Origin of the sequence: Sphingomonas bisphenolicum, assembly GCF_024349785.1 — a bacterium.
Taxonomy (GTDB): domain Bacteria; phylum Pseudomonadota; class Alphaproteobacteria; order Sphingomonadales; family Sphingomonadaceae; genus Sphingobium; species Sphingobium bisphenolicum.
The window spans coordinates 2,626,064-2,646,986 of record NZ_AP018817.1; the positions used below are offsets into that span (position 1 = coordinate 2,626,064).

The 20,923-nt window shown below is 63.1% G+C and carries 19 protein-coding genes and 1 tRNA gene; 9 read left to right on the top strand and 11 right to left on the bottom strand.

Annotated features, from left to right (window positions below; translation table 11 throughout):
- Window positions 1–19: 19 nt before the first annotated feature.
- Window positions 20–1,432, top strand: coding sequence for a type I glutamate--ammonia ligase (gene glnA, locus SBA_RS13000; protein WP_224549923.1), 1,413 nt, complete (start codon window positions 20–22; stop codon window positions 1,430–1,432).
- Between the two features lie 88 nt (window positions 1,433–1,520).
- A complete protein-coding gene (locus SBA_RS13005; RefSeq protein ID WP_261934749.1) occupies window positions 1,521–2,582 on the top strand; it encodes an NAD(P)H-dependent flavin oxidoreductase in 1,062 nt (353 codons plus the stop codon).
- A 45-nt stretch (window positions 2,583–2,627) separates the two neighbouring features.
- Here SBA_RS13005 and SBA_RS13010 read toward each other — a convergent pair whose 3' ends face one another.
- Window positions 2,628–3,284: a histidine phosphotransferase family protein gene (locus SBA_RS13010; protein WP_224549921.1), complete on the bottom strand. Its 657-nt coding sequence runs from the start codon at window positions 3,282–3,284 to the stop codon at window positions 2,628–2,630.
- A gap of 97 nt (window positions 3,285–3,381) precedes the next feature.
- On the bottom strand, window positions 3,382–3,783 hold the full coding sequence (locus SBA_RS13015) for a M67 family metallopeptidase (RefSeq protein ID WP_261934750.1): 402 nt from the start codon (window positions 3,781–3,783) through the stop codon (window positions 3,382–3,384).
- Between the two features lie 17 nt (window positions 3,784–3,800).
- Here SBA_RS13015 and SBA_RS13020 point away from each other — a divergent pair, with 17 nt between their 5' ends.
- Together SBA_RS13020 and rpoH are read left to right on the top strand one after the other, a co-directional pair.
- On the top strand, window positions 3,801–4,754 hold the full coding sequence (locus SBA_RS13020; RefSeq protein ID WP_261934751.1) for an RluA family pseudouridine synthase: 954 nt from the start codon (window positions 3,801–3,803) through the stop codon (window positions 4,752–4,754).
- Between the two features lie 75 nt (window positions 4,755–4,829).
- The gene (gene rpoH, locus SBA_RS13025) at window positions 4,830–5,744 is read left to right on the top strand and encodes an RNA polymerase sigma factor RpoH (protein WP_224549917.1); all 915 of its coding nucleotides are present in this window, start codon (window positions 4,830–4,832) and stop codon (window positions 5,742–5,744) included.
- Between the two features lie 95 nt (window positions 5,745–5,839).
- Here the strand turns inward: rpoH and SBA_RS13030 are convergent, their stop codons facing one another.
- Complete coding sequence (locus tag SBA_RS13030) at window positions 5,840–6,319, bottom strand: GNAT family N-acetyltransferase (RefSeq protein ID WP_261934752.1); 480 nt, start codon at window positions 6,317–6,319, stop codon at window positions 5,840–5,842.
- Window positions 6,316–6,879 carry a TetR/AcrR family transcriptional regulator gene (locus SBA_RS13035; protein WP_261934753.1) on the bottom strand — a complete coding sequence of 188 codons (564 nt, stop codon included), beginning with the start codon at window positions 6,877–6,879 and terminating at the stop codon, window positions 6,316–6,318. The genes SBA_RS13030 and SBA_RS13035 overlap by 4 nt, the downstream gene beginning before the upstream one ends.
- Before the next feature lie 88 nt (window positions 6,880–6,967).
- Here SBA_RS13035 and SBA_RS13040 point away from each other — a divergent pair, with 88 nt between their 5' ends.
- Together SBA_RS13040 and mtgA are read left to right on the top strand one after the other, a co-directional pair.
- Complete coding sequence (locus tag SBA_RS13040; RefSeq protein WP_224549914.1) at window positions 6,968–8,260, top strand: MFS transporter; 1,293 nt, start codon at window positions 6,968–6,970, stop codon at window positions 8,258–8,260.
- A gap of 33 nt (window positions 8,261–8,293) precedes the next feature.
- Window positions 8,294–8,989, top strand: coding sequence for a monofunctional biosynthetic peptidoglycan transglycosylase (gene mtgA, locus SBA_RS13045; RefSeq protein ID WP_261934754.1), 696 nt, complete (start codon window positions 8,294–8,296; stop codon window positions 8,987–8,989).
- Window positions 8,990–9,118: 129 nt separating this feature from the next.
- On the opposite strand, the gene SBA_RS13050 is transcribed toward mtgA, so the two are convergent.
- The 6 genes from SBA_RS13050 to SBA_RS13075 all read right to left on the bottom strand — a co-directional run bounded on the left by SBA_RS13050 (window position 9,119) and on the right by SBA_RS13075 (window position 17,094).
- Window positions 9,119–11,725 carry a TonB-dependent receptor gene (locus SBA_RS13050; protein WP_261934755.1) on the bottom strand — a complete coding sequence of 869 codons (2,607 nt, stop codon included), beginning with the start codon at window positions 11,723–11,725 and terminating at the stop codon, window positions 9,119–9,121.
- Window positions 11,726–12,093: 368 nt separating this feature from the next.
- A complete protein-coding gene (gene clpX / locus SBA_RS13055) occupies window positions 12,094–13,362 on the bottom strand; it encodes an ATP-dependent Clp protease ATP-binding subunit ClpX (protein WP_066601934.1) in 1,269 nt (422 codons plus the stop codon).
- A 140-nt stretch (window positions 13,363–13,502) separates the two neighbouring features.
- Window positions 13,503–14,138, bottom strand: a complete 636-nt coding sequence (clpP, locus tag SBA_RS13060; protein WP_261934756.1) for an ATP-dependent Clp endopeptidase proteolytic subunit ClpP — start codon at window positions 14,136–14,138, stop codon at window positions 13,503–13,505.
- A 77-nt stretch (window positions 14,139–14,215) separates the two neighbouring features.
- Window positions 14,216–15,205, bottom strand: a complete 990-nt coding sequence (locus SBA_RS13065) for a glycosyltransferase family 2 protein (RefSeq protein ID WP_261936731.1) — start codon at window positions 15,203–15,205, stop codon at window positions 14,216–14,218.
- Window positions 15,206–15,342: 137 nt separating this feature from the next.
- Window positions 15,343–16,950, bottom strand: coding sequence for a trigger factor (tig, locus tag SBA_RS13070; RefSeq protein WP_261934757.1), 1,608 nt, complete (start codon window positions 16,948–16,950; stop codon window positions 15,343–15,345).
- Window positions 16,951–17,009: 59 nt separating this feature from the next.
- Window positions 17,010–17,094: transfer RNA gene (locus tag SBA_RS13075), tRNA-Leu, on the bottom strand.
- Between the two features lie 125 nt (window positions 17,095–17,219).
- Here SBA_RS13075 and SBA_RS13080 point away from each other — a divergent pair.
- The 3 genes from SBA_RS13080 to SBA_RS13090 all read left to right on the top strand — a co-directional run bounded on the left by SBA_RS13080 (window position 17,220) and on the right by SBA_RS13090 (window position 19,176).
- Window positions 17,220–17,417 carry a hypothetical protein gene (locus tag SBA_RS13080; RefSeq protein ID WP_224549910.1) on the top strand — a complete coding sequence of 66 codons (198 nt, stop codon included), beginning with the start codon at window positions 17,220–17,222 and terminating at the stop codon, window positions 17,415–17,417.
- A gap of 207 nt (window positions 17,418–17,624) precedes the next feature.
- Window positions 17,625–18,230: a sigma-70 family RNA polymerase sigma factor gene (locus SBA_RS13085; RefSeq protein WP_224549909.1), complete on the top strand. Its 606-nt coding sequence runs from the start codon at window positions 17,625–17,627 to the stop codon at window positions 18,228–18,230.
- Window positions 18,148–19,176 (top strand): FecR family protein, encoded by a 1,029-nt coding sequence (locus SBA_RS13090; protein ID WP_390902335.1) that lies wholly within the window; start codon window positions 18,148–18,150, stop codon window positions 19,174–19,176. The genes SBA_RS13085 and SBA_RS13090 overlap by 83 nt, the downstream gene beginning before the upstream one ends.
- A gap of 3 nt (window positions 19,177–19,179) precedes the next feature.
- On the opposite strand, the gene SBA_RS13095 is transcribed toward SBA_RS13090, so the two are convergent.
- Complete coding sequence (locus SBA_RS13095) at window positions 19,180–20,922, bottom strand: MFS transporter (protein WP_261934759.1); 1,743 nt, start codon at window positions 20,920–20,922, stop codon at window positions 19,180–19,182.
- Window position 20,923 lies beyond the last annotated feature (1 nt).

Below are 20,923 nucleotides of genomic sequence, written 5' to 3' on the forward strand. Positions count from 1 at the left end.
GAGAGAAGGGCAAGTGCACATGGCCAACACGCCAAAAGACATCCTGAAGATGATCGAGGAAAAGGAGATCGAATGGGTCGATGTCCGCTTCACCGATCCCAAGGGCAAGTGGCAGCACCTGACCATGGTGTCGAGCGTGCTTGGCGAAGATGAATTGACCCAGGGCCTGATGTTCGACGGTTCGTCGATCGAAGGCTGGAAGGCCATCAACGAATCGGACATGATCCTCAAGCCCGACCTGGACGCCGTCTATGTCGATCCGTTCAGCGCCACCCCGATGCTGATCCTGTTCTGCGACGTCGTGGAACCCGACACCGGCGAACTGTACAGCCGCGATCCCCGCTCGACCGCGAAGCGCGCAGAAGCCTTCGTCAAGTCGGCCGGCTTCGGCGACACCATCTATGTCGGACCGGAAGCGGAATTCTTCATGTTCGACGATGTTCGCTTCGAAAGCGATTATTCGCAAAGCTATTTCAAGATCGATGATATCGAGCTGCCGACCAACACCGGCAAGGAATATGAAGGCGGCAATCTGGGCCACCGTCCCCGCGCCAAGGGCGGCTATTTCCCCGTCGCGCCGGTCGATCCCTGCACCGACATCCGCGCCGAAATGGTGTCGACCATGCTCGAAATGGGCCTGCCCTGCGACAAGCATCACCATGAAGTCGCCGCCGCGCAGCACGAACTGGGCCTGACCTTCGGTACGCTGGTCCAGACCGCCGACCGTATGCAGATCTACAAATATGTCGTGCAGATGGTCGCCCAGGCCTATGGCAAGACCGCGACCTTCATGCCCAAGCCGATCGCGCAGGACAATGGTTCGGGCATGCACACCCATATGTCGATCTGGGACAACGGCAAGCCGCTGTTCGCAGGCGAAGGCTATGCCGGCCTGTCCGACATGTGCCTCTACTTCATCGGCGGCGTCATCAAGCATGCCAAGGCGCTGAACGCCTTCACCAACCCGACCACCAACAGCTACAAGCGTCTGGTGCCGGGCTTCGAAGCCCCCGTTCTGCTGGCCTATTCGGCGCGCAACCGTTCGGCTTCCTGCCGTATTCCCTATGGCGCGGGCGCCAAGGCGAAGCGCGTGGAATTCCGTTTCCCCGACGCGATGGCCAACCCCTATCTGTGCTACGCCGCCCTGCTGATGGCCGGCCTCGACGGCATCGAGAACAAGATTCACCCCGGCCCGGCGATGGACAAGAATCTCTATGACCTGCCGCCCGAAGAACTGAGCCAGGTGCCTACCGTCTGCGCCTCGCTTCGCGAAGCGCTGAACAGCCTGGAAGCGGATTACGAATTCCTGCTGAAGGGCGACGTGTTCACCAAGGACCAGATCGAAGCCTATATCGAACTGAAGTGGCCCGAAGTGTATCGCTGGGAAATGGCGCCGTCGCCGGTCGAATTCGACATGTACTATAGCAGCTGATCCCTTCAGCGCTGCTTTTCGGAAAAGGCCCGGTCGCGACAGGCGACCGGGCCTTTTCCTTTGCAGCCGATGGTCCCAGATAGGGGGCATGAACCCGCTCGACACGCTGGGCCTTGCCCATCCGATCATCCAGGCGCCGATGGCCGGCCTATCCACGCCGGAGATGGCCGCGGCCGTCAGCAATGCCGGAGCGCTCGGATCGATCGCGATTGGCGCCGTCGATGCCTCAGCCGCGCGCATCATGATCGATGCGGTGCGCGCGAGGACGGATCGGCCGTTCAACGTCAATCTCTTCGTCCATGCGCCCGCCAGAGTCCAACCGGAAGTCGAGCGGCGCTGGATCGATGCGCTCGCGCCGTTATTTGCCGAACATGGCGCTCAGCCGCCACGATCGCTCCACGAAATCTATCGCAGCTTTGCCGAGGACGACGCGATGCTGGAGATGCTGGTCGATGCGCGGCCGGCGGTCGTCAGCTTCCATTTCGGATTGCCCGACAGCCGAAAAATCCTCCGGCTGAAAGCGGCGGGCTGCCTGCTGCTGGCCAGCGCGACCAAGCTGGAAGAAGCGCTAGCGGCCAAGGCGGCAGGTATCGACGCCGTCGTGGCGCAGGGTTTCGAAGCAGGCGGCCATCGCGGCATGTTCGATCCGGATGGACCGGATAATTGCCTGGGAACCATGGCGCTGACCCGACTGCTAGTAGAGCGAGCAGGACTGCCCGTCATCGCTGCGGGCGGCATCATGGATGGCCGAGGCGTACAGGCGGCAATCGACCTGGGGGCCGTCGCGGCGCAACTGGGCACCGCCTTCATCGCCTGTCCGGAAAGCGGCGCCGACGCCGCCTATCGCTCCGCCTTGTTCAGCCCGGCCGCGGCGCATACGGTCATGACACGCGTGATATCGGGTCGCCCAGCCCGCTGTCTTGCCAACCGTTTCACGGCCTGGGGCCAGCGCAGCGAGCGGCAACCGCCCGATTATCCGATCGCCTATGACGCGGGCAAAGCGCTCAACCAGGCCGCAAAGGCATCGGGCGAAGGCGGCTATGGTGCACAATGGGCCGGCCAGGGCGCTCCGCTCGCGCGTGCTTTGCCTGCCGCCGACCTGGTCGCGCTACTGGTCGCGGAAATGCAGGAAATGCACCACGCCAGATAGGCGGGAAGCCTGCGCTGAGACGGCGACTGCGACAGTTATACGCGATTATCGCTTGCGGTCGGGGATCGACGCACCGAACAGCAGGACCGGCTCGCCCGGCGGCGACAGGGCGATCTCTCCGCCCGATTCCGCCACCATCTGGCGCACCATCCAGGCGGCGGCAGTACGGGACGCCAGCCCGTCGATCGGCAAGGTACCGGCCAGTGCAGCGCGCAAGTCGGGATCGAGCACGACCTTGGGCCCTTCGCCCCGCACCACGATTTCAGTCAGGCCCGGCCGCTTTTCAGCACCGATGTCCAGTTGTCCGCCGCGCACCAGCGCATCGCCGGCGATCAACGCCAGGTTCAGCAATATCTTGGCGGCCAGCTTGTCGAGCATTTGTTCCTCGACCAGCCAGCCGACCTTGACCCGGCCTGTCGTCGCAAACATGCCCTCGATAGCCACCCGCGCCTCATGCGGGGGCACGGCATCGCCAAAGCCGCCGGCGGAGCCGAAAGCGAGGCGGAAGAATTTGAGCTTGTTCGCCGATGTCCGGGCGCTGTCGCCCAGCAGGTCGAGGCAGCGCTGGCGCATTTCCGGGTCGGTTTCGTCCGCCATCAGCTCCAGCCCGTTGTTGAGCGCGCCGACGGGGCTCAACAGGTCATGACACAGGCGCGAGCAGAGCAGGCTGGCAAATTCGATGCTGTCGGTCGGGTTGGTCATGCGAGGTCTGGGTCACCGGATTGTGATGGGAATAAGCGGGCCTTCGGCTAATGCGCCGCGCCGCGCGCCGATGCAAGCCCGGCTTGCCGCCTTTCGCTCACCGACTGTCGAGATGCATTTTGGTGAAATGGACGTTAACCGCCGTCCCCGGCCCCGCCCGCCATAAAGTCGCTTCTCCCACGCCGACAATGAGCCACAAATTTCCGTCGGGCGCGGCACAGGCCGCATCGGTCGCGGACGGCGCGGCAACGCCCGACGGATGAGAATGATAGTGGCCGATAACCTTCGGTCCACCCGCCCGGGCCGCCCGATGCGCGGCGATCAACGCCGCCGGATCCAGTTCGAAATGGCGGGCAGGATCGGCCGCCACATTGGCGGCGGGCACGATCGCCGCGATCCTGTCATCCGAACCCAGCAACAGACCGCACACTTCATGGGCCTCGGCCGCTGCCAGGGCCACGATCTGTTCCAACAGAATACTTGAAATTTCGACCCGCATTCCTACATCCCTAGCCAATGGGTCCGGGGGTTTCCATCATCGAAGCAGTCATTGGCGAAGCGCAGCATGGGATACGCCTTGATCGCGCGCTCGCGGATCTGCTCCCCGACCTGTCGCGCGAGCGGCTGAAGGCGCTGATCGGCGAAGGTCAGGTGCAATCCTCCAAGCTCGGCAAGATCAGCATATCGATGAAGGTTGCAGCCGGACAGGTCTTCACTGTCACCCTGCCCCCGCCGGTCCCGCTGGATACGGTGGCGCAGGATATTCCGCTCGCCATCGTCCATGAAGACGATGACCTGATCGTCATCGACAAACCCGCAGGGCTGGTCGTCCATCCCGCCGCCGGCAATCTGGACGGCACGCTGGTTAACGCGCTGCTGCATCATTGCGAAGGGCGCTTGTCCGGCATCGGCGGGGTTGCCCGCCCCGGCATCGTTCATCGGATCGACAAGGATACGTCCGGCCTGCTGGTGGTCGCCAAATCCGACAAGGCGCATGAGGGACTGGCCCGCCAGTTCAAGGATCACAGCATCGACCGTCTCTATGCCGCAATCGTCTATGGCTCGCCCAGCCCCGCCGCCGGGACGGTCGATACTTGGATCGGCCGATCCGACGCTGATCGAAAGAAGATGGCGGTTCATCGGGAAGGGCGCGGCAAACATGCCGTCACGCATTATCGCATCATCCAGCGATTGCGCGACGCGGCGGTGGTGGAATGCAAGCTGGAAACCGGTCGCACCCACCAGGTGCGCGTCCATATGCACCATATCGGCCACCCCTTGATCGGTGACCCGGTTTACGGTAGAGAAAGAAAAGGTTTCAAATCAATACTGGAAACGCTGGGTTTCAAAAGGCAGGCATTGCACGCCAAAAGCCTGGGGTTCATACATCCGGTAACAGCCGAGCGGCTTATGTTTCAAAGTGTATTGCCTGGCGATATGCAGGAACTGTTAAGCCAGCTCCACGTATAGGTTCTGACAAGTTTGCGACGGCGCAGGACGCCTCTTCTGGGTTCCGCCGCGCATGAAAGGGAAAGGTGAAGCGACATGGCTAACAAGAGCAATGTCCCCGCGGTTCCGGCGCTGGGCGGTGAAGCCAGCCTCAACCGCTATCTGTCGGAGATTCGCAAGTTTCCGCTGCTGACGCCAGAGCAGGAATATATGCTCGCCAAGCGGTATGAGGAGCATCAGGATCCCGAGGCCGCGGCCCAGCTGGTGACGTCGCATCTGCGCCTCGTGGCGAAGATCGCAATGGGTTATCGCGGTTATGGCCTGCCGGTCAGCGAGCTGATTTCCGAAGGCAATATCGGCCTGATGCAGGGCGTTAAGAAGTTCGAGGCCGAACGCGGCTTTCGTCTGGCGACCTATGCCATGTGGTGGATTCGCGCATCGATCCAGGAATTCATTCTGCGCAGCTGGTCGCTGGTCAAAATGGGCACCACCGCGTCGCAGAAGAAGCTGTTTTTCAACCTGCGCCGGATGAAGAACAATATCGAGGCGTTCGAGGATGGCGACCTGCGCCCCGAGGATGTGACGAAAATCGCAACCGACCTGGGCGTCAGCGAGCAGGATGTCGTGTCGATGAACCGTCGCATGGCGATGGGCGGCGACACGTCGTTGAACGTCCCCATGCGCGAGGATGGCGACGGGCAGTGGCAGGACTGGTTGCAGGACAATGACCCGCTTCAGGACGAGCGAGTCGCAGAGGAGCAGGAGCGCACCCAGCGGCACGAAATGCTGGTGGAGGCGATGACCGACCTCAACGATCGCGAAAAGCACATCCTGGCGGAACGCCGTCTGGCCGAAGAGCCCAAGACGCTGGAAGAACTGTCGCAGGTCTATGGCGTGTCGCGCGAGCGCGTCCGTCAGATCGAGGTCCGCGCCTTCGAAAAGCTGCAAAAGGCGATGATGCGCATCGCCGGCGACAAGCTGGGCAAGATGGCGCGTTTCGCGCTCGCCTGATCTCGCGATAGAATGGAATGAAGAAGCCCCGGATCGCTCCGGGGCTTCTTCGTTGGTGGAACAGCTTACTCCCGACGATGAGCCCAGTCTGACGTCTACTCTGCAGTCTTCCGTTCCATGGCGAGACTATCCCCGCCATAAGCCATCTTACCGACCGCGGGCAGGAAGCCATGCTTCCGCCAGAAAGCGTCGGCGCCATTGACCGCGGTCAGTGCGATCCGCGCGAAACCTGCGCCATTGGCCTGATCGACCACCAATCGCATCGCATCCGCCGCCGCACCGGTGCCACGCGCCTCTGGCAGCAGCGCCAGGTCGTGGAGATAATAATGGTCCGCTCCACCGGGAACAGCGAGGATGGGAATGTTGAGCCTCGGCGGCCGATCACCCCGCCATGGGTGACTGATCAGATAGCCCTGCGCCTTCCCGGCCCGCTCCAGCATCCAGCATCCGGCTGGGTAGAGCTGCAGACGTTCCCCATAAATATCGGGCCGTTCGGTATAGGCGCCATGCACCGCGTCGGAGATCGCCGCAACCGCCGGGATATCGGCCTTGCGCATCGGTCGCCAGAAGCTCATGCGGACAGCCCCAATGCCCGGCGGGCCGCCGCCAATATCTCGTCCGAGAGCGCCGGATCGCCAACGCCCCGCGCCAGCACCATGGCACCGACCATCTGTGCCATGCGGGCCAGCGCGTCCTGCCGGCTCAGATCCGGTCCGGCCTGTTCGAGGATGGCGGTCAGTTCCTCAAAGCCATTACGGAAGGCCTCCGCCAGGTCGCCACCGCGCCGCGCCGCATCTGGACCGAGGGCGATCAGGGCGCAGCCGGTCTCCGGCGCGTCGCGATTGCGGGCGTTCAGATAGTTACCCGCGATCGCTGCGGGCGCGTCGCCCTCTCCAGCCGCTTCCATCACTGCCCGCCACCGCAGGGCGCTGGCCGCCAACGACGCAGCGCAGGCTTCAGCGGCCAGCGCCTCTTTCGATTCGAACTGGTTGTAAAAGCCACCATGCGTGAGTCCGCATTCCCGCATCACCTCCCCTATGCCAACGCCCTCGACGCCCCGCGCGCGGAACAGGCGCGATGCTGCGTCGATCACCTTTTCCCGATTGCGCGCGGCCTGATCGCGGCTGACCTTCATGTCCTGCTTCCTTCAAATGGCCCCTTGACCTTATATATGATGGCCATCATTTAACGCCAGTCCGATCGTGACCCGAAGGGGGAAGTTGATGCTGTCGACCCTGTTTGCGCGCCGCCTGGCTGCGCGGAACATCCATTATGGCTGGGCGGTCGCGGGCACGACCTTCCTCACGATGTTGGTGGTGGCCGGCGCGGTCGGAGCGCCCGGCGTTCTGATCGTACCGTTGCAAAAGGAGTTCGGCTGGAGCGCGGCGGATATCAGCGGCGCGCTCGCCATCCGCTTCCTGCTGTTCGGCGGGATGGGGCCCTTCGCCGCCGCGTTCATGAACCGCTTCGGCGTGCGCCGCATGATGCTGATTTCGCTGTCCATCGTCATCGGCGGAATGTTGCTGTCGCTGGGCATGACGCAGTTGTGGCAACTGGTGCTGCTGTGGGGCGTGGTGATGGGCATCGGGACCGGCCTGACCGCGATGGTGCTGGGCGCAACGGTTGCGACGCGCTGGTTCGGGCAGCGGCGGGGCCTTGTCATGGGGCTGTTGTCGGCCAGCACGGCGACCGGGCAGCTCGCCTTTCTGCCGCTGCTTGCGGGCCTGACCGAAAGCCATGGCTGGCGCGCTGCGCTGTTGCTGGTGTGCGGCGCGATCGTCGTGGCGGCGGTCGTCGTGCTGCTGTTGATGCGCGACCGGCCCGCTGATCTGGAACTGGCGCCCTATGGAGAAACGCATGTCCAGCCTGCGCCTCCCCAGCCCGCCAGCTTCGGCGCGCTGCTGATGACGCCGCTGACCGTGCTGCGCGACGCGGCAAAGGCGCCGACCTTCTGGATACTCTTCTTTTCCTTCTATATTTGCGGGGCCAGCACCAACGGGCTGGTACAAACCCATTTTATCGCATTGTGCGGCGATTACGGGCTGGCGGCGGTCGGCGCGGCGTCGATGCTGGCAATGATGGGATTGTTCGATTTCGGCGGGACACTGGCGTCGGGCTGGCTGTCCGACCGGTTCGACAATCGATGGCTGCTGTTCTGCTATTATGGGCTGCGCGGGCTTTCGCTGCTCTACCTGCCCTTCAGCGACTTTTCGCTCTACAGCCTGTCGATCTTCGCAATCTTCTACGGCCTCGACTGGGTCGCGACGGTGCCGCCGACGGTGAAGCTGACGGCGCAGCGTTTCGGCGCAGAACGGGCGAACATCGTCTTCGGATGGATATTCGCCGGCCACCAATTGGGCGCCGCCAGCGCGGCGTTGGGTGGCGGGCTGGCCCGTACCGTCTGGCTCAGCTACATGCCCGCCTTCATCGGCGCGGGCATCCTCTGCCTGATCGGCGCGGGTCTGGTACTGCTCATCAATCGCGACCGGCGGCTGGAGACGCTCGCGACCGCTTGAGCCGGGGAAGCGGACCGCGCTACGACAGGCGGCATGACCGCACCAACCGTATCGCATCGCCGCCGTTCCCGCTGGATCATGATCCCCATCAAGATCCTGTTCGGCTTCATCGCCCTGTCGCTGTTGATGGTGGCGATCTATCGCTTCGTGCCGCCGCCGGTGACGCTGACGATGTTGTTCGACCCCAATGGCATCACAAAGGACTGGACGTCGCTGGACGCGATCGATCCGGATATGGCGCGGGCGGCGATCGCGGGGGAAGATGGGAAGTTCTGCAGCCATCACGGCTTCGACGTCGATGCGATCGCCAAGGCGGCGATCCATAATGCCAGCGGCGGCCGTATCCGCGGCGGATCGACCATCAGCCAGCAGACCGCCAAGAATGTCTTCCTGTGGCAGGGCGGCGGCTTCGTGCGCAAAGGGCTGGAAGCCTGGTTCACGGTGCTTATCGAGGCGATGTGGGGCAAGCGCCGGATCATGGAGGTCTATCTGAACGTCGCGGAGACGGGGATCGGCACCTATGGGGTACAGGCCGGCGCGATCCGTTATTTCCACCATGGCGCGGGCAAGCTGAGCAAGGCGGAGGCCGGCCGCATCGCCGCCGTGCTGCCGCTGCCCAAGAAGCGGGCGGCGGTGGCGCCGAGCGGCTTTACGCGGCGCTACGGCAATACGATCGCAGCGCGGATCGGCGTGGTGCAGCGGGACGGGCTGGATAGCTGCCTGCGCTGAAATTTCCCGAACTTCTTGCATGTGACATGTGAGAAGTCGGCGCTAGGCCCGGATATCCTATCTGTCTCCAACAAAAAGGGGGCACGGATTTCTCCGCGCCCCCCTTTTTTTTAAACGAGTGGTTGCGGCTTAGAAGCCGACGATCAGCGAAGCGCTGATCGCGCGCGGCGAACCGAAGTTCACGAAGGCCGACGAGCTGCTGGCCAGCGTGTCCAGACCGCCACTGAACGAGCCGACATAGAATTTGTCGAACAGGTTGCTGACGTTGAGCTGGATCGCGCCCTTTTCCATGCCGAGGCTGGCGAGCGAGTAGCGCAGATCGATATCAACGACGGTGTAGGCACCGAACTTCGCGCCGGGCGCGATGATCTTGGTCGTGCCATCGGTCAGCGTGACCGACTGAACTTCACCATTGATGTCGTTCATATAACGCGAGCTGGTCTTCTTTGCCTGCACGCCCAGGGTGAAGTCACCCAGATTGCCCTGGAGACGACCACCGAACAGATATTTCGGCGCGCTACGTTCACGCTTGCCAGCGGTGCGCAGATAGGCGTCGCCGCTCGCATCGATGTAGCAGAGGCCGGCCAGCGCAATGTCGCTGGTGGCGGCACAGCTGCCGGTACGGGCATCGTTCTGGATTTCAGACTTGATGTACGAACCGAACAGGTAAGCCGTAACTTCCTTGATCGGGCTGTACGAAATGCTGCTGTCGATGCCGTACTTCTTCACCGGACCCAGATTGGTGTCAGTGCCGTTGCCGTCAATGTCATAAGCGGTAACGAGGCGGTTCTTGTACTTGGAGTACCAGCCGGTAACAGCTGCCTGCACCTTCGACGAGCTATAGCGAATGCTGGCGTCGAAGCTGTCCGAGGTTTCAGGCACGCGGTAGGCCGCATCGCTGTCCGCCGGGAAGTAGAAGGCGTTGTAGAGCGCGTCGGTGCTGGGCACCGAGATGTTCTTGGCATAGCTGCCTGCGATGCTGATTTCCGGCGTGATCTTGAAGGTCGCACCGACGTTCGGCAGGAACTTGTCGTACTTCAGCTTACGCGACTGCGGCAGAGCCGAGCCGGTCGCCTTACCCGTCGTCGCATTATAGCTGTAGGGCTTCGCTGCGGTGTAAGCTGCAATCTGATCATCAGGAACGCAGTCGACGAAACCGCCCGAGCTGGTGGTGAAGCAGTTCTGCGTCAATTCACGCTTGAAGAAGGGCAGACGGCCGCCGATCAGGACGCTCAACCGGTCTTCGAAGAACTGGCCGCGATATTCGCCCGCGATCTGGTTCAGTTCGGCGATCGACTTGCGGTCACGCTTTTGCAGGGCGTTGCCGGCGGTGTCGGTCAGCGGATCGTTGATCGGGAAGACGTCCAGCGGATTGCCGCCCAGGTCGAGCAGGCCGGCATAGCCGGTCTGGCGGTGACGGGCGCGATCATAGCTGTACGACAGGCGAATACGGTGGGCATCGCTAATTTCATAAGCGAGGTTGGCGATGCCGACCCAGCGACGGGTGTTGGTCTGGCTGGGCTGGAGAACTGTGTAGCGGTCGGATTCAGTGCCCGACACGATACCGTCGCCGTTGGTGTCGGTGCCAAGGTTTCCGTCGCCGTTGAAGTCGCGACCGAAATAGAAGGAACCGCCATAATTGCCGGTATAGGGTACGCCGCCGATATAGTTATAGGCTTCGTAAGCCGACGTCGTACCGCCGCCATTGGCCTTCACCCACTGATAGGCGCCATCGACGCTGAACGTCAGGCGATCGGTCAGCGTATATTTGGAGTTCAGACGGACGTTGCCGGTGTTGGACGGATTGTAGCGACGTTCGAAATCGGTGCCGCAGCTATTGGTCACGCCCGTCAGGCTAACGTTGCAAGGATAGCCGCCGGCGATGTCATAAAAACGGCCCGACTTGTCGCCGGTGATGGCGTTGGCGCGCAGCGGCGAACCACCGAAATTGTTGCGGTTCTGGTTGTAGTGACCCGACAGCGAGATGAAATCGCCATTGTCGCCGATATCCTGCCAAATCTTGGCATTATACTGCTGCTTGTACACCTTACCATAGTTGGCGAAGGCTGCATCGTTCTTCAGGCGCGAAGCCGAGAACCAGGCCTTGGTGCCATGGCCGGTCAGGTCGCCCGTGTTGACGACGCCGAACATGCGGAAATAGGGCCGATCGCCCGCACCGCTGGCGGCGATGTTACCGTAGCTGACGCTGGCAAGGACGCCATATTCGTCGCTCGGCTCCAGCGTCTTGATGTTGACGGTGCCGCCAACCGCTGCGGCGGTCGGGCTGTCGACGTCGGTCGAACCCAGGTTAACATTGACGTTTTCGATCAGTTCGCCATCGACCTGCTGGTTGGTGTAAACCGCATAGTTACCGGAGTCGTTGAGCGGGATACCATCGAAGGTCTGCGAGATGCGGTCCGAGCTAAAGCCACGGATGGTGAAGCTGCCGCCCGACGAACCCCAGGGATCGTTGTTGGTGAAGCTGACGCCCGGCACCAGGTTGATGATTTCGTTGATCGTCTGGCCGGGGCGCTGCGCCTGGATGATTTCCTGACCCAGAACGACCTTCGCCTTGGGCGAGTCGGGAATCTTGACGCCGCCGACACCCTGGTCGATGCGCGCGCCGGTGACGATGATGCTGTCTTCGAAGTCCGACGAACCCGTGGACTGCGCGAAGGCGGCGGAGGGGGCGGCGACGGCGATGATCGCGGCGCTGCCCATCAGAAATGTCTTCATGTGACCCTTGTCCCTTTTCAAGAGTGGCGCGTCGCCGCACCCCTGCAAATAGTCTGCTCTTTCAAGCCGGCGCCGCTCTTGGCGGCTGCTGACGACGGCCCTGTGATGCGTCGATTGCAATTTTGTTACAATGCACCAACAGGACTGTCACAATCCTCCCCTGCCCCTTTCGCCTGCGCTTTGGGACCCCCGCCATTTGGTCATAAATTATTGAAGTTTAGTGACAAAATTCCGATGGCACACAGTAGTTTGACGGTGGTGCAATTTTGCAACGCAGCAAGAATTTTTGTGCAGCGCACGCTGGCGTAACGAAAAAGGGCCAGCGATCGCGCGCCGGCCCTTTAAAAAGCGGGTAAAAAAGGTGTGGATCAGGCCGCGTCTTCGGCCCGCTTTTCCTTCTCGCTGAACACGCGAATCGGCTCCTTGGTGCCCGCCACGACATCCTTGTCGACCACCACTTCACCGACGCCCTCCATCGAGGGCAGGTCGAACATGGTGTCGAGCAGGATCGCTTCGAGGATCGAACGCAGGCCGCGCGCGCCGGTCTTGCGCTCGATCGCCTTCTTCGCGATCGCCACCAATGCGTCATCGGTGAAGCTCAGCTCGACATTCTCCATGTCGAACAGCTTGCCATATTGCTTGACCAGCGCGTTCTTCGGTTCGCCCAGGATTTTCACCAGCGCCGAGACGTCGAGATCCTCCAGCGTCGCGATGACGGGCAGACGACCGACAAATTCGGGGATCAGGCCGAATTTGAGCAGATCTTCCGGTTCGCTCGACTTGAGCAGTTCGCCGGTCTTGCGCTCTTCGGGCGCGGCGACATAGGCGCCGAAGCCGATCGACTTGGCTTCCAGACGGTCGCCGATGATCTTTTCCAGGCCCGCAAAGGCGCCGCCACAGATGAACAGGATGTTGGTCGTGTCGACCTGCAGGAACTCCTGCTGGGGATGCTTGCGGCCGCCCTGCGGCGGGACGGAGGCGGTGGTGCCTTCCATCAGCTTGAGCAGCGCCTGCTGCACACCTTCGCCCGACACGTCGCGGGTGATGGAGGGATTCTCCGCCTTGCGGCTGATCTTGTCGATCTCGTCGATATAGACGATGCCGCGCTGCGCCTTTTCGACGTTGTAATCCGACGCCTGGAGCAGCTTTAGGATGATGTTCTCCACATCCTCGCCGACATAGCCGGCTTCGGTCAGCGTGGTCGCGTCGGCCATGGTGAAGGGCACGTCGAACGTCTTGGCCAGCGTCTGCGCGAGCAGCGTCTTGCCGCAGCCGGTCGGACCGACGAGCAGGATGTTCGACTTGGCCAGTTCGACCTCGCCCGGCTTCGATCCGTGGTTCAGGCGCTTGTAATGATTGTGGACAGCGACCGAGAGGACGCGCTTGGCGCGCTTCTGGCCGATCACATAATCGTCGAGCACATCGCAGATTTCCTGCGGGGTCGGTACGCCGCCATCCTTCCGCCCGACGAGACCGCCCTTGGTCTCCTCGCGGATGATATCGTTGCACAGTTCCACGCATTCGTCGCAGATGAACACGGTCGGTCCCGCGATCAGCTTACGCACCTCATGCTGCGACTTGCCGCAGAAGGAGCAGTAAAGCGTGCTTTTCGAATCCGAACCGGTAAGCTTAGTCATTCGCCATTCTCTCTTCCCCCCCGGTCTACAGTCACCAGAACCGCATTCGGTGAGGGATTTTCTGGTCCAAAGGCCATATTAGACCGGGCCGCGCGCGTTCCACAAGGGAAGAAAGTGGCGCGACCCGGTAAAGATAGTCTTTAAGCGTCGGCAGATTCCGGCGCGGCAGGGCGGCGGTCGAACACCTCGTCGACCAGACCGAAGGCCTTCGCCTCGTCCGCTTCGAGGAAAGTGTCGCGATCCATGGCCTTTTCCACCGCTTGCAGCGTCTGGCCGGTATATTTGACATAGAGGTCGTTCAGGCGACGGCGAATCCGCAGGATTTCCTTGGCCTGGATCTCGATATCCGACGCCATGCCCTGCGCGCCGCCGGACGGCTGATGCACCATGATGCGCGCATTGCCCAGCGCGATGCGCTTGCCCGGTTCGCCCGCGGCGAGCAGGAAGCTGCCCATCGAAGCGGCCTGACCGATGCAGACGGTGCCGACCTGGGGACGGATATATTTCATCGTGTCGTGGATCGCCATGCCGGCCGTCACCACGCCGCCGGGCGAGTTGATGTACATCCAGATGTCCTTTTTCGGATTTTCCGATTCGAGGAACAGGAGCTGGGCGACGATCAGCGAGGCCATATGATCCTCGACCTGGCCGGTCACGAAGATGATCCGCTCACGCAGAAGCCGCGAATAGATGTCGAAGCTGCGCTCGCCGCGGTTCGACTGTTCGATGACGATGGGGACCAGCGCGGCCATGGGATCATGCATGATGTTGGTCATTATACTCTTTCAGTCAGGTGCTTTTGCCCAGCCCCTACATCGGCACAAAAGGCGAATGGTTCAAGGGGGTCTTGGCGTCAGTCGCGCCGGGCGAAGTCGGACGGCGCGCGGAAGGCGAGATAGGCCAGCCGCCGCACTTCCCGGCGGCCACGTACGACCGTGTCGAGGATGAGGCCGCACATGGCCGACAGGGTCGCCAGAATCATGAGGCCGGTCACCAGGATCGCGGTCGGGAAACGGGGGACGAGGCCGGTATGGAGATAGGTGAGGATCAGCGGGGCGGCGAGACCCAGGCACAGCGCCGCCAGGAAGGCCGCGATGATGCCGAAAAAGAGGACCGGCCGCTCGATCCGGTAGAGGGTGATGATGGTGCGCAGGATGCGGAAGCCGTCGCGATAAGTGCTGAGCTTGCTGACCGATCCTTCGGGACGGGCGCCATAGGCGGTCATCACTTCGGCGACCGGCATGGCGAGTTCGAGCGCATGGACGCTGATTTCCGTCTCGATCTCGAACCCTGCCGACAGGACGGGGAAGCTCTTGACGAAGCGACGGGAAAAGACGCGATAGCCCGACAGAATGTCGGTGAAACTGCGACCGAAAAGCTGCTTGAGCAGGCTGGTCAGCGCCCAGTTGCCGAAACGGTGGCCGCGGCGATAGGCGGCGTCGGCCTCTTCGCGGCGACAGCCGACCACCATGTCGAGATTGTCCGCCAGCATGGCGGCGATCATCGCCGGAGCGGCGGCGGCCTCATAGGTCGCATCGCCATCGGCCATGATATAGATGTCGGCGTCCACGTCGGCGAACATGCGGCGCACGACATGGCCCTTGCCCTGCTGGCCGACGCGGCGGACGATAGCCCCCGCCCCGGCCGCCAGTTCGCGGCTGCCATCGCGGCTGTTATTGTCGAAGACATAGATGTCGGCGGCGGGCAGTGCGCGGCGGAAGCCCTCTACCGTCTGCACGATCGCGCCGGCTTCATTATAGCAGGGCAGGATCACGGCGACGCGCGGGGTCGCCATGGCCGTGTCGCCGTTCACCGCGCCATCCACTGGGGGATATTCCTTCATCGTCGCCATCTGCCCCTGTCCCATGTCGCCTGCATCGGACATCATCCTTAATATTTCGTCTGCCATGCCGGCCCGGAAATGAAAAGCGCCCGCACTTCCCAGGGAAGGCGGGCGCTCATTCTATCGGGTCGACAGGCTTATTCAGCCTTGGCGGCAGCCTTCTTGGGAGCGGCCTTTTTCTTGGGCTTTTCCTCGGTGGCCGCTTCCTCAGCGACGGGCGCTTCGGCCTCTGCTTCGGCAGGAGCGGCCTTCTTGGCGGCAGCCTTCTTCGGCTTGGCGGGGGCTTCTTCGGCTACCGCTTCGGCGTCGGCGGCCGGTTCAGCGGCCTTCTTGGTCGCAGCCTTCTTGGCCTTCGGCTTTTCGTCGTGATGGTCGTGGCCGCAGTTCGGGCCGTGGACGTGCGGCTTGACGTCGCCATCCTCGGCTTCGATCGCCGCTTCCAGTTCCTCGCGGCTGACGGCGCGGTCGGTCACTTCGGCCTTGTCGAACAGGAAGTCGACGACCTTGTCCTCATAGAGCGGCGCGCGAAGCTGGGCGGCGGCCATCGGATCCTGACGGACATATTGCACGAAACGCTCCCGGTCCTGCGGGCCGTACTGTTGCGCGGCCTGCATGATGAGGCGGTTCATTTCCTGGTCGTTGACGATGACGCCATTGGCCTGGCCGATTTCCGAGAGGAGCAGGCCCAGGCGGACGCGGCGCACGGCGATCGCGCGATAGTCTTCCTTTTCTGCTTCCATTTCGGCGATCGCGGCGGCCGGATCTTCCTCATGGGTGGCTTCATGCTGAAGCTGCTGCCAGATCTGGTTGAATTCGGCTTCCACCATGCTGGGCGGCACGTCGAAATCATGGGCAGCGGCGAGCTGGTCGAGCAGCTTGCGCTTCATATGGGTGCGGGTCAGGCCGTTATGTTCCTGCTCGATCTGCCCCTTGAGCAGTTCCTTGAGCTTGTCGAGGCCTTCCAGACCCAGCGACTTGGCGAACTCGTCGTCCAGCTTGGGCTTGTCGCCGTTCAGGATCGCCTGGACGGTGATGTCGAAGGTCGCGGCCTTGCCGGCCAGATGCTCTGCGCCATAATCTTCCGGGAAGGTGACCTCGATGGTCTTTTCTTCGCCCTTCTTGACGCCGGTGAGCTGCTCTTCGAAGCCGGGGATGAACTGGCCCGCGCCGATCTTGAGATTGACGCCCTCGGCCGAACCGCCTTCGAACGCTTCGCCGTCGACCTTGCCGACGAAATCGATCTTGAGCGTGTCGCCGTCCTTCGCCTTGTGGCTGGCGGCATGTTCTTCGAGCGCACCCTGCTGGGTCGCGATGCGGCCGGCGGCCTCATCGATCTGCGCATCGGCGACTTCGACGGTCAGGCGCTCCAGCTTCAGACCTTCGACGCTGGGCGCCGCGATATCGGGCAGCACTTCCAGCGCGACTTTGATCTCGGCATCCTTGCCGAATTCGAAGCCTTCGTCGAGTTCGACCGACGGCTGCATGGCAGGACGCAGCTTCTGATCGGCGATCAGCTTCTGAATGCTTTCCTGGATCGAATTGTTGAGGGCGTCACGCTGCAGCGATTCACCATGCATCTTCTTGACGAGGTTCGCAGGCACCTTGCCGGCGCGGAAACCGGGCATCCGCACCTGCGGTGCGATCGCCTTCACTTCCTTGTCGACACGGGCGTCGATATCCTTCGACGTGATGGTTACGGTGTAGGCGCGCTTAAGGCCCTCGTTCAACGTCTCGACAGTCTGCATCTCTTCTCTCAAACGCTTTCTTCAGCTGAATTTCGGTGGCGCTGCCGCGGTCGGCATCCTGGTGCGGGCGAAGGGACTCGAACCCCCACATCTTGCGATACCAGAACCTAAATCTGGCGCGTCTACCAGTTTCGCCACGCCCGCATCGGTCGCCGGTCGGCGCGGCATAGAGAAAAGCGCGAGAAGAGGCAAGCTATAGTGGAACGCCTGCGCGGAACCGCCGATGCTGCCCGAACGTAGGGGTCATGCGTTACACAGGAGAGACAGCGATGGCCACCCGCCCCGATACCGGACCCGATGGCGTTCCGCCACCCGACCGCATCGACCCCCAGTCGCCAGACGAGATGCCGGCCCCCGTCACGCCGGAGGAAACGCCGATGACCGAGCCGGATGAGATCACCCCGGTCGGCCCCGACTATGACCAGCCGGACAGCGCGCCGACGGAGCTGCCGCCACCGCCCGATTGAGCGGCGGCGTTGCCGGCAAGGCGCCGCGGGACATAAGTGTGCGCTCGCGGCCACATATCCACAATTAATTTGCCATGGCCGGAACTTTTTTGGTCGATCGTCCGGATTATGACGATCCGGCGTCTGGACAGTCCCCTGCATCCATGATTGAAATATGACATAGAAAAGAAAAGCGGAGAGGCCCGGCTGAAAAAACAGGGGGTCGTCGTGCAACGGGTTCGCGCTAAACTGGAATGGTTCAAGACGGTGATCCTGCCTCAGGAAGCCGCCCTTCGTGGCCGCCTCCGCAGGATCCTGCCGTCCACCCATGAACTGGAAGACATGGTCGCCGAGGTCATGACCCGCGCCTATGCCACGGAAAATTGGGAGAATGTGACGACAGGGCGGGCGTATCTGTTCACCATCGCCCGCAATCTCGTCATCGACACCGCCCGGCGCAACAAGGTCGTCAGCTTCGAGACCATCGCCGACCTCGAACTGCTGGGCGGCGAGAATAATATCGAAGCGCAGCTCCACGCCCGCGAAGCGCTGCGCCAGGTCGAGGCGATCGTCGAGTCGCTGCCTACCCAATGCCGCCGCGTCTTCATTCTTCGCCGCATCCACGAAAAATCGATGCTGGAAATAGCGGAGGAGATGTCCCTGTCCGTTTCTACTGTTGAAAAACATCTGGCCAAAGCCATCGCGATAGTTATGCGGGCCTGGGCGGAACGTGAGGAAACGGACTTCGAGCGTGCAGGCGTCGGAACCAGGTTCGAGCAACGGCGGCAGGGACGCGATGGAGGCGCAAGCCGCGCGCCTGCTGGCCAGGCTTAATAACGCCCCCACATCGGAGGACGAAGCCGAGATTTGCGCCTGGATCGAAAGCGATCCGCGCCACGCCGTTGCCTTCGCCCGCGCCGAAGCGGCATGGGAGGCCGCCGAGCGGCTGAAGAGCGCCGCTGCCGACATCACCCTGCCCCCGCTCGCCGCGATCGTCAGCGAGGAACAGCAGCGCCGCCTGTCGCGCAACATCATGATCGCCGCCGCCGTCGCGGTCCTGTTCTTCCTGGTCGCCGCCATCGTCACGGTCCGGACCTTCAGCGGCATGGATCGCTATCAGACCGGCATCGGCGAATATCGCGACATTGCGCTGGACGATGGGTCCACCCTTCACCTCAACAGCGACAGCGAAGCCGAGGTCCGCTTCACATCGAACGGACGCAAGGTGCGTATCATCAAGGGCGAGGCGTCGTTCGACGTCGCCCATGACCGCAAACGCCCGTTCGATGTCGAAGCCCGGTCCGCGGTGATTCGCGCGGTCGGCACCGCCTTCAACGTGCGGATGCGTCCGTCCATCGTCGAACTGACGGTGACGCAGGGTACGGTGACGGTGCATTCGGGCGGCGGCACGGCGCAGAAGGTGCCGGCCGGGAGCGGCGCGGTGATCCAGCCGCGCACGATCGCGCTGACGCATCTCGGCCCCAAGCTGATCGATCAGCGCACCGCCTGGCGCGAACAGATGGTCGAACTGGACGGCGAGACGATCGAGCAGGCGACGGGCGAGTTCAACCGCTATCGCGCCGCGCCCATATTGATCGGCGATACGCGCGTGTCATCACTGCGGATCGGCGGACGGTTCCGCACCAGCGACAGCCGGGAGTTCCTGTCGGCGCTGCAACTGAGCCTGCCGATCCGCGCCGTCCATGGCGAGGACGGATCGGTGATGCTGCTCTATCGCGATGAAGACCCGGCGCCGGCGGACAATAGCGCGGCGCTGTAGGCCTTACATCGCGTTGTCGGCGGCGTTCAGGGCGTCTTCGAATGTTTCGGGGAGCGGCGGCTGGACCGGGCGATCGCAGCCTTCCTCCTTCATATGCGCGCGCAGCGCATCCATCCGGCCGAGGTTCCAGCGGGCGAGCGGAACGCCCAGGGGGCGAAATTCGGCGCGGTCGAACAGTTCGACGACATAGGATTGGCACAACATGTCCACCTGCTCCAGCGTGAGCATGCCCAGGTTCATCACCATCGGCTTGCCCGGCACGCCGTTGCGCCCCCGCACCAGATCCGTGACGTAAAGGCCGCCGCGGGGATCGACCAGAACGACATCGGCCTCGCTCGAATCGATCAGCCGGTGGCTGGCCGCATAGGGTTCGACGAAGACATGGGTGCGCCATACGAGAAAGCTGCTGGCAAGGCCGGTGATGACGAGACCGATCAGCAGCGGCCGTAACGCCCCCTGCGGCCGGAAGCGCGCCCAGCCGAGACCGGCGAGCAGGCAGAAGGGGCCGATGAAGCCATGGGCATAGCGAAAGCCCCATCCATAGCCCTGCGCCAGCGCCAGCAGGCTGCCGGCGAGGCAGCCCAGCGCCAGCGGCAGCGCGATTTCCTGCCCGCGGATCATCGTGCGCCAGCGCATGGCGGCGATGCCGAGCATGGCCAGGGGGACCATCAATATGTTGTTCCAGGCGACGTAGCGGGTCAGGTTGACGAGTGGTTGCCAGCGATCGCCCAGCCGCTGGAACAGGCTGCCGACCTTATCCGCGACCCCGGCGGAGGGGCGGACGTCGGCAGGGGCGCCCAAAGCGTGCATCAGGAAGCCGGGCCAGAGTTTCGCCCAGATGACGACGATCGCCACCAAGGTCAGCGCGTGGAAGGCCGCGACCGTCCAGCGGCGGGCGAGCAGCATCCACAGGATGAAGGGCGCGATGAAGATCGGCGGGAAATGCCATTGGTGCAGCCCGGCCGCGATCAGCGCGACGAGGCCCGCGGTGATGTGGCCGACCACGCCGCCGCGCAGCACAAGCGCCAGCCAGACCATGTTGAGCGCGAAATGCCCTGTCATGGCATAAGGGGTCATCGCCGTGACCCAGAGCTGGCTGGACGAGAAACCGAGCAGCACCGTGACCCAGACCGCGTCCGGGCGATCGGGCATCAGGTGCAGCGCCACCCGCCACAGCGCGAACAGGCCCGCCATCAGCAGCGCCGGACCGGCCAGGTTGGGATCGCCCAACTGCCAGAACAGCGCCTGGATCGCGCTGTTCACCGGCAGATAGGCCGCCGTCCAATAATCCGCCGCGCCGAAGGGGGAGAAGAATTCGGGCATGATCGCCCGGCGATAGGGTTCCCATTCGACCGGGATCGGCCGAGCGAACAGTCCTTCGCGCATATAGGCGGCGGCGAAGCGGGCGACTTCCTCGTCCCGGCTGATCGCATAATCCTGAAACAGCGCATAATGGCCGCCCCACGCCGCCATGCCGAGCAGCACGATCAGCGGCACGACGATCCGGGCGGTGGGCCGGGGGAGCGCGATCCCCTTCCCCTCCGCCCAGGGCGCGGCCAGAGCCAGCAACAGCAGCGATCCGAGCAGCGCGGGAAAATCCTGATCCAGCAGCAGGATGACGGCCAGGCTGATTCCCTGCCGATAGGTGACGTGCCACAGGAAGGTCGCGCCCAGCCAGAGCGCCAGCCCGATCGCGCCCGCCAGAAACAGGCGGCGCGCGCTGACGATGCGGCTCCCCTGCCCCATG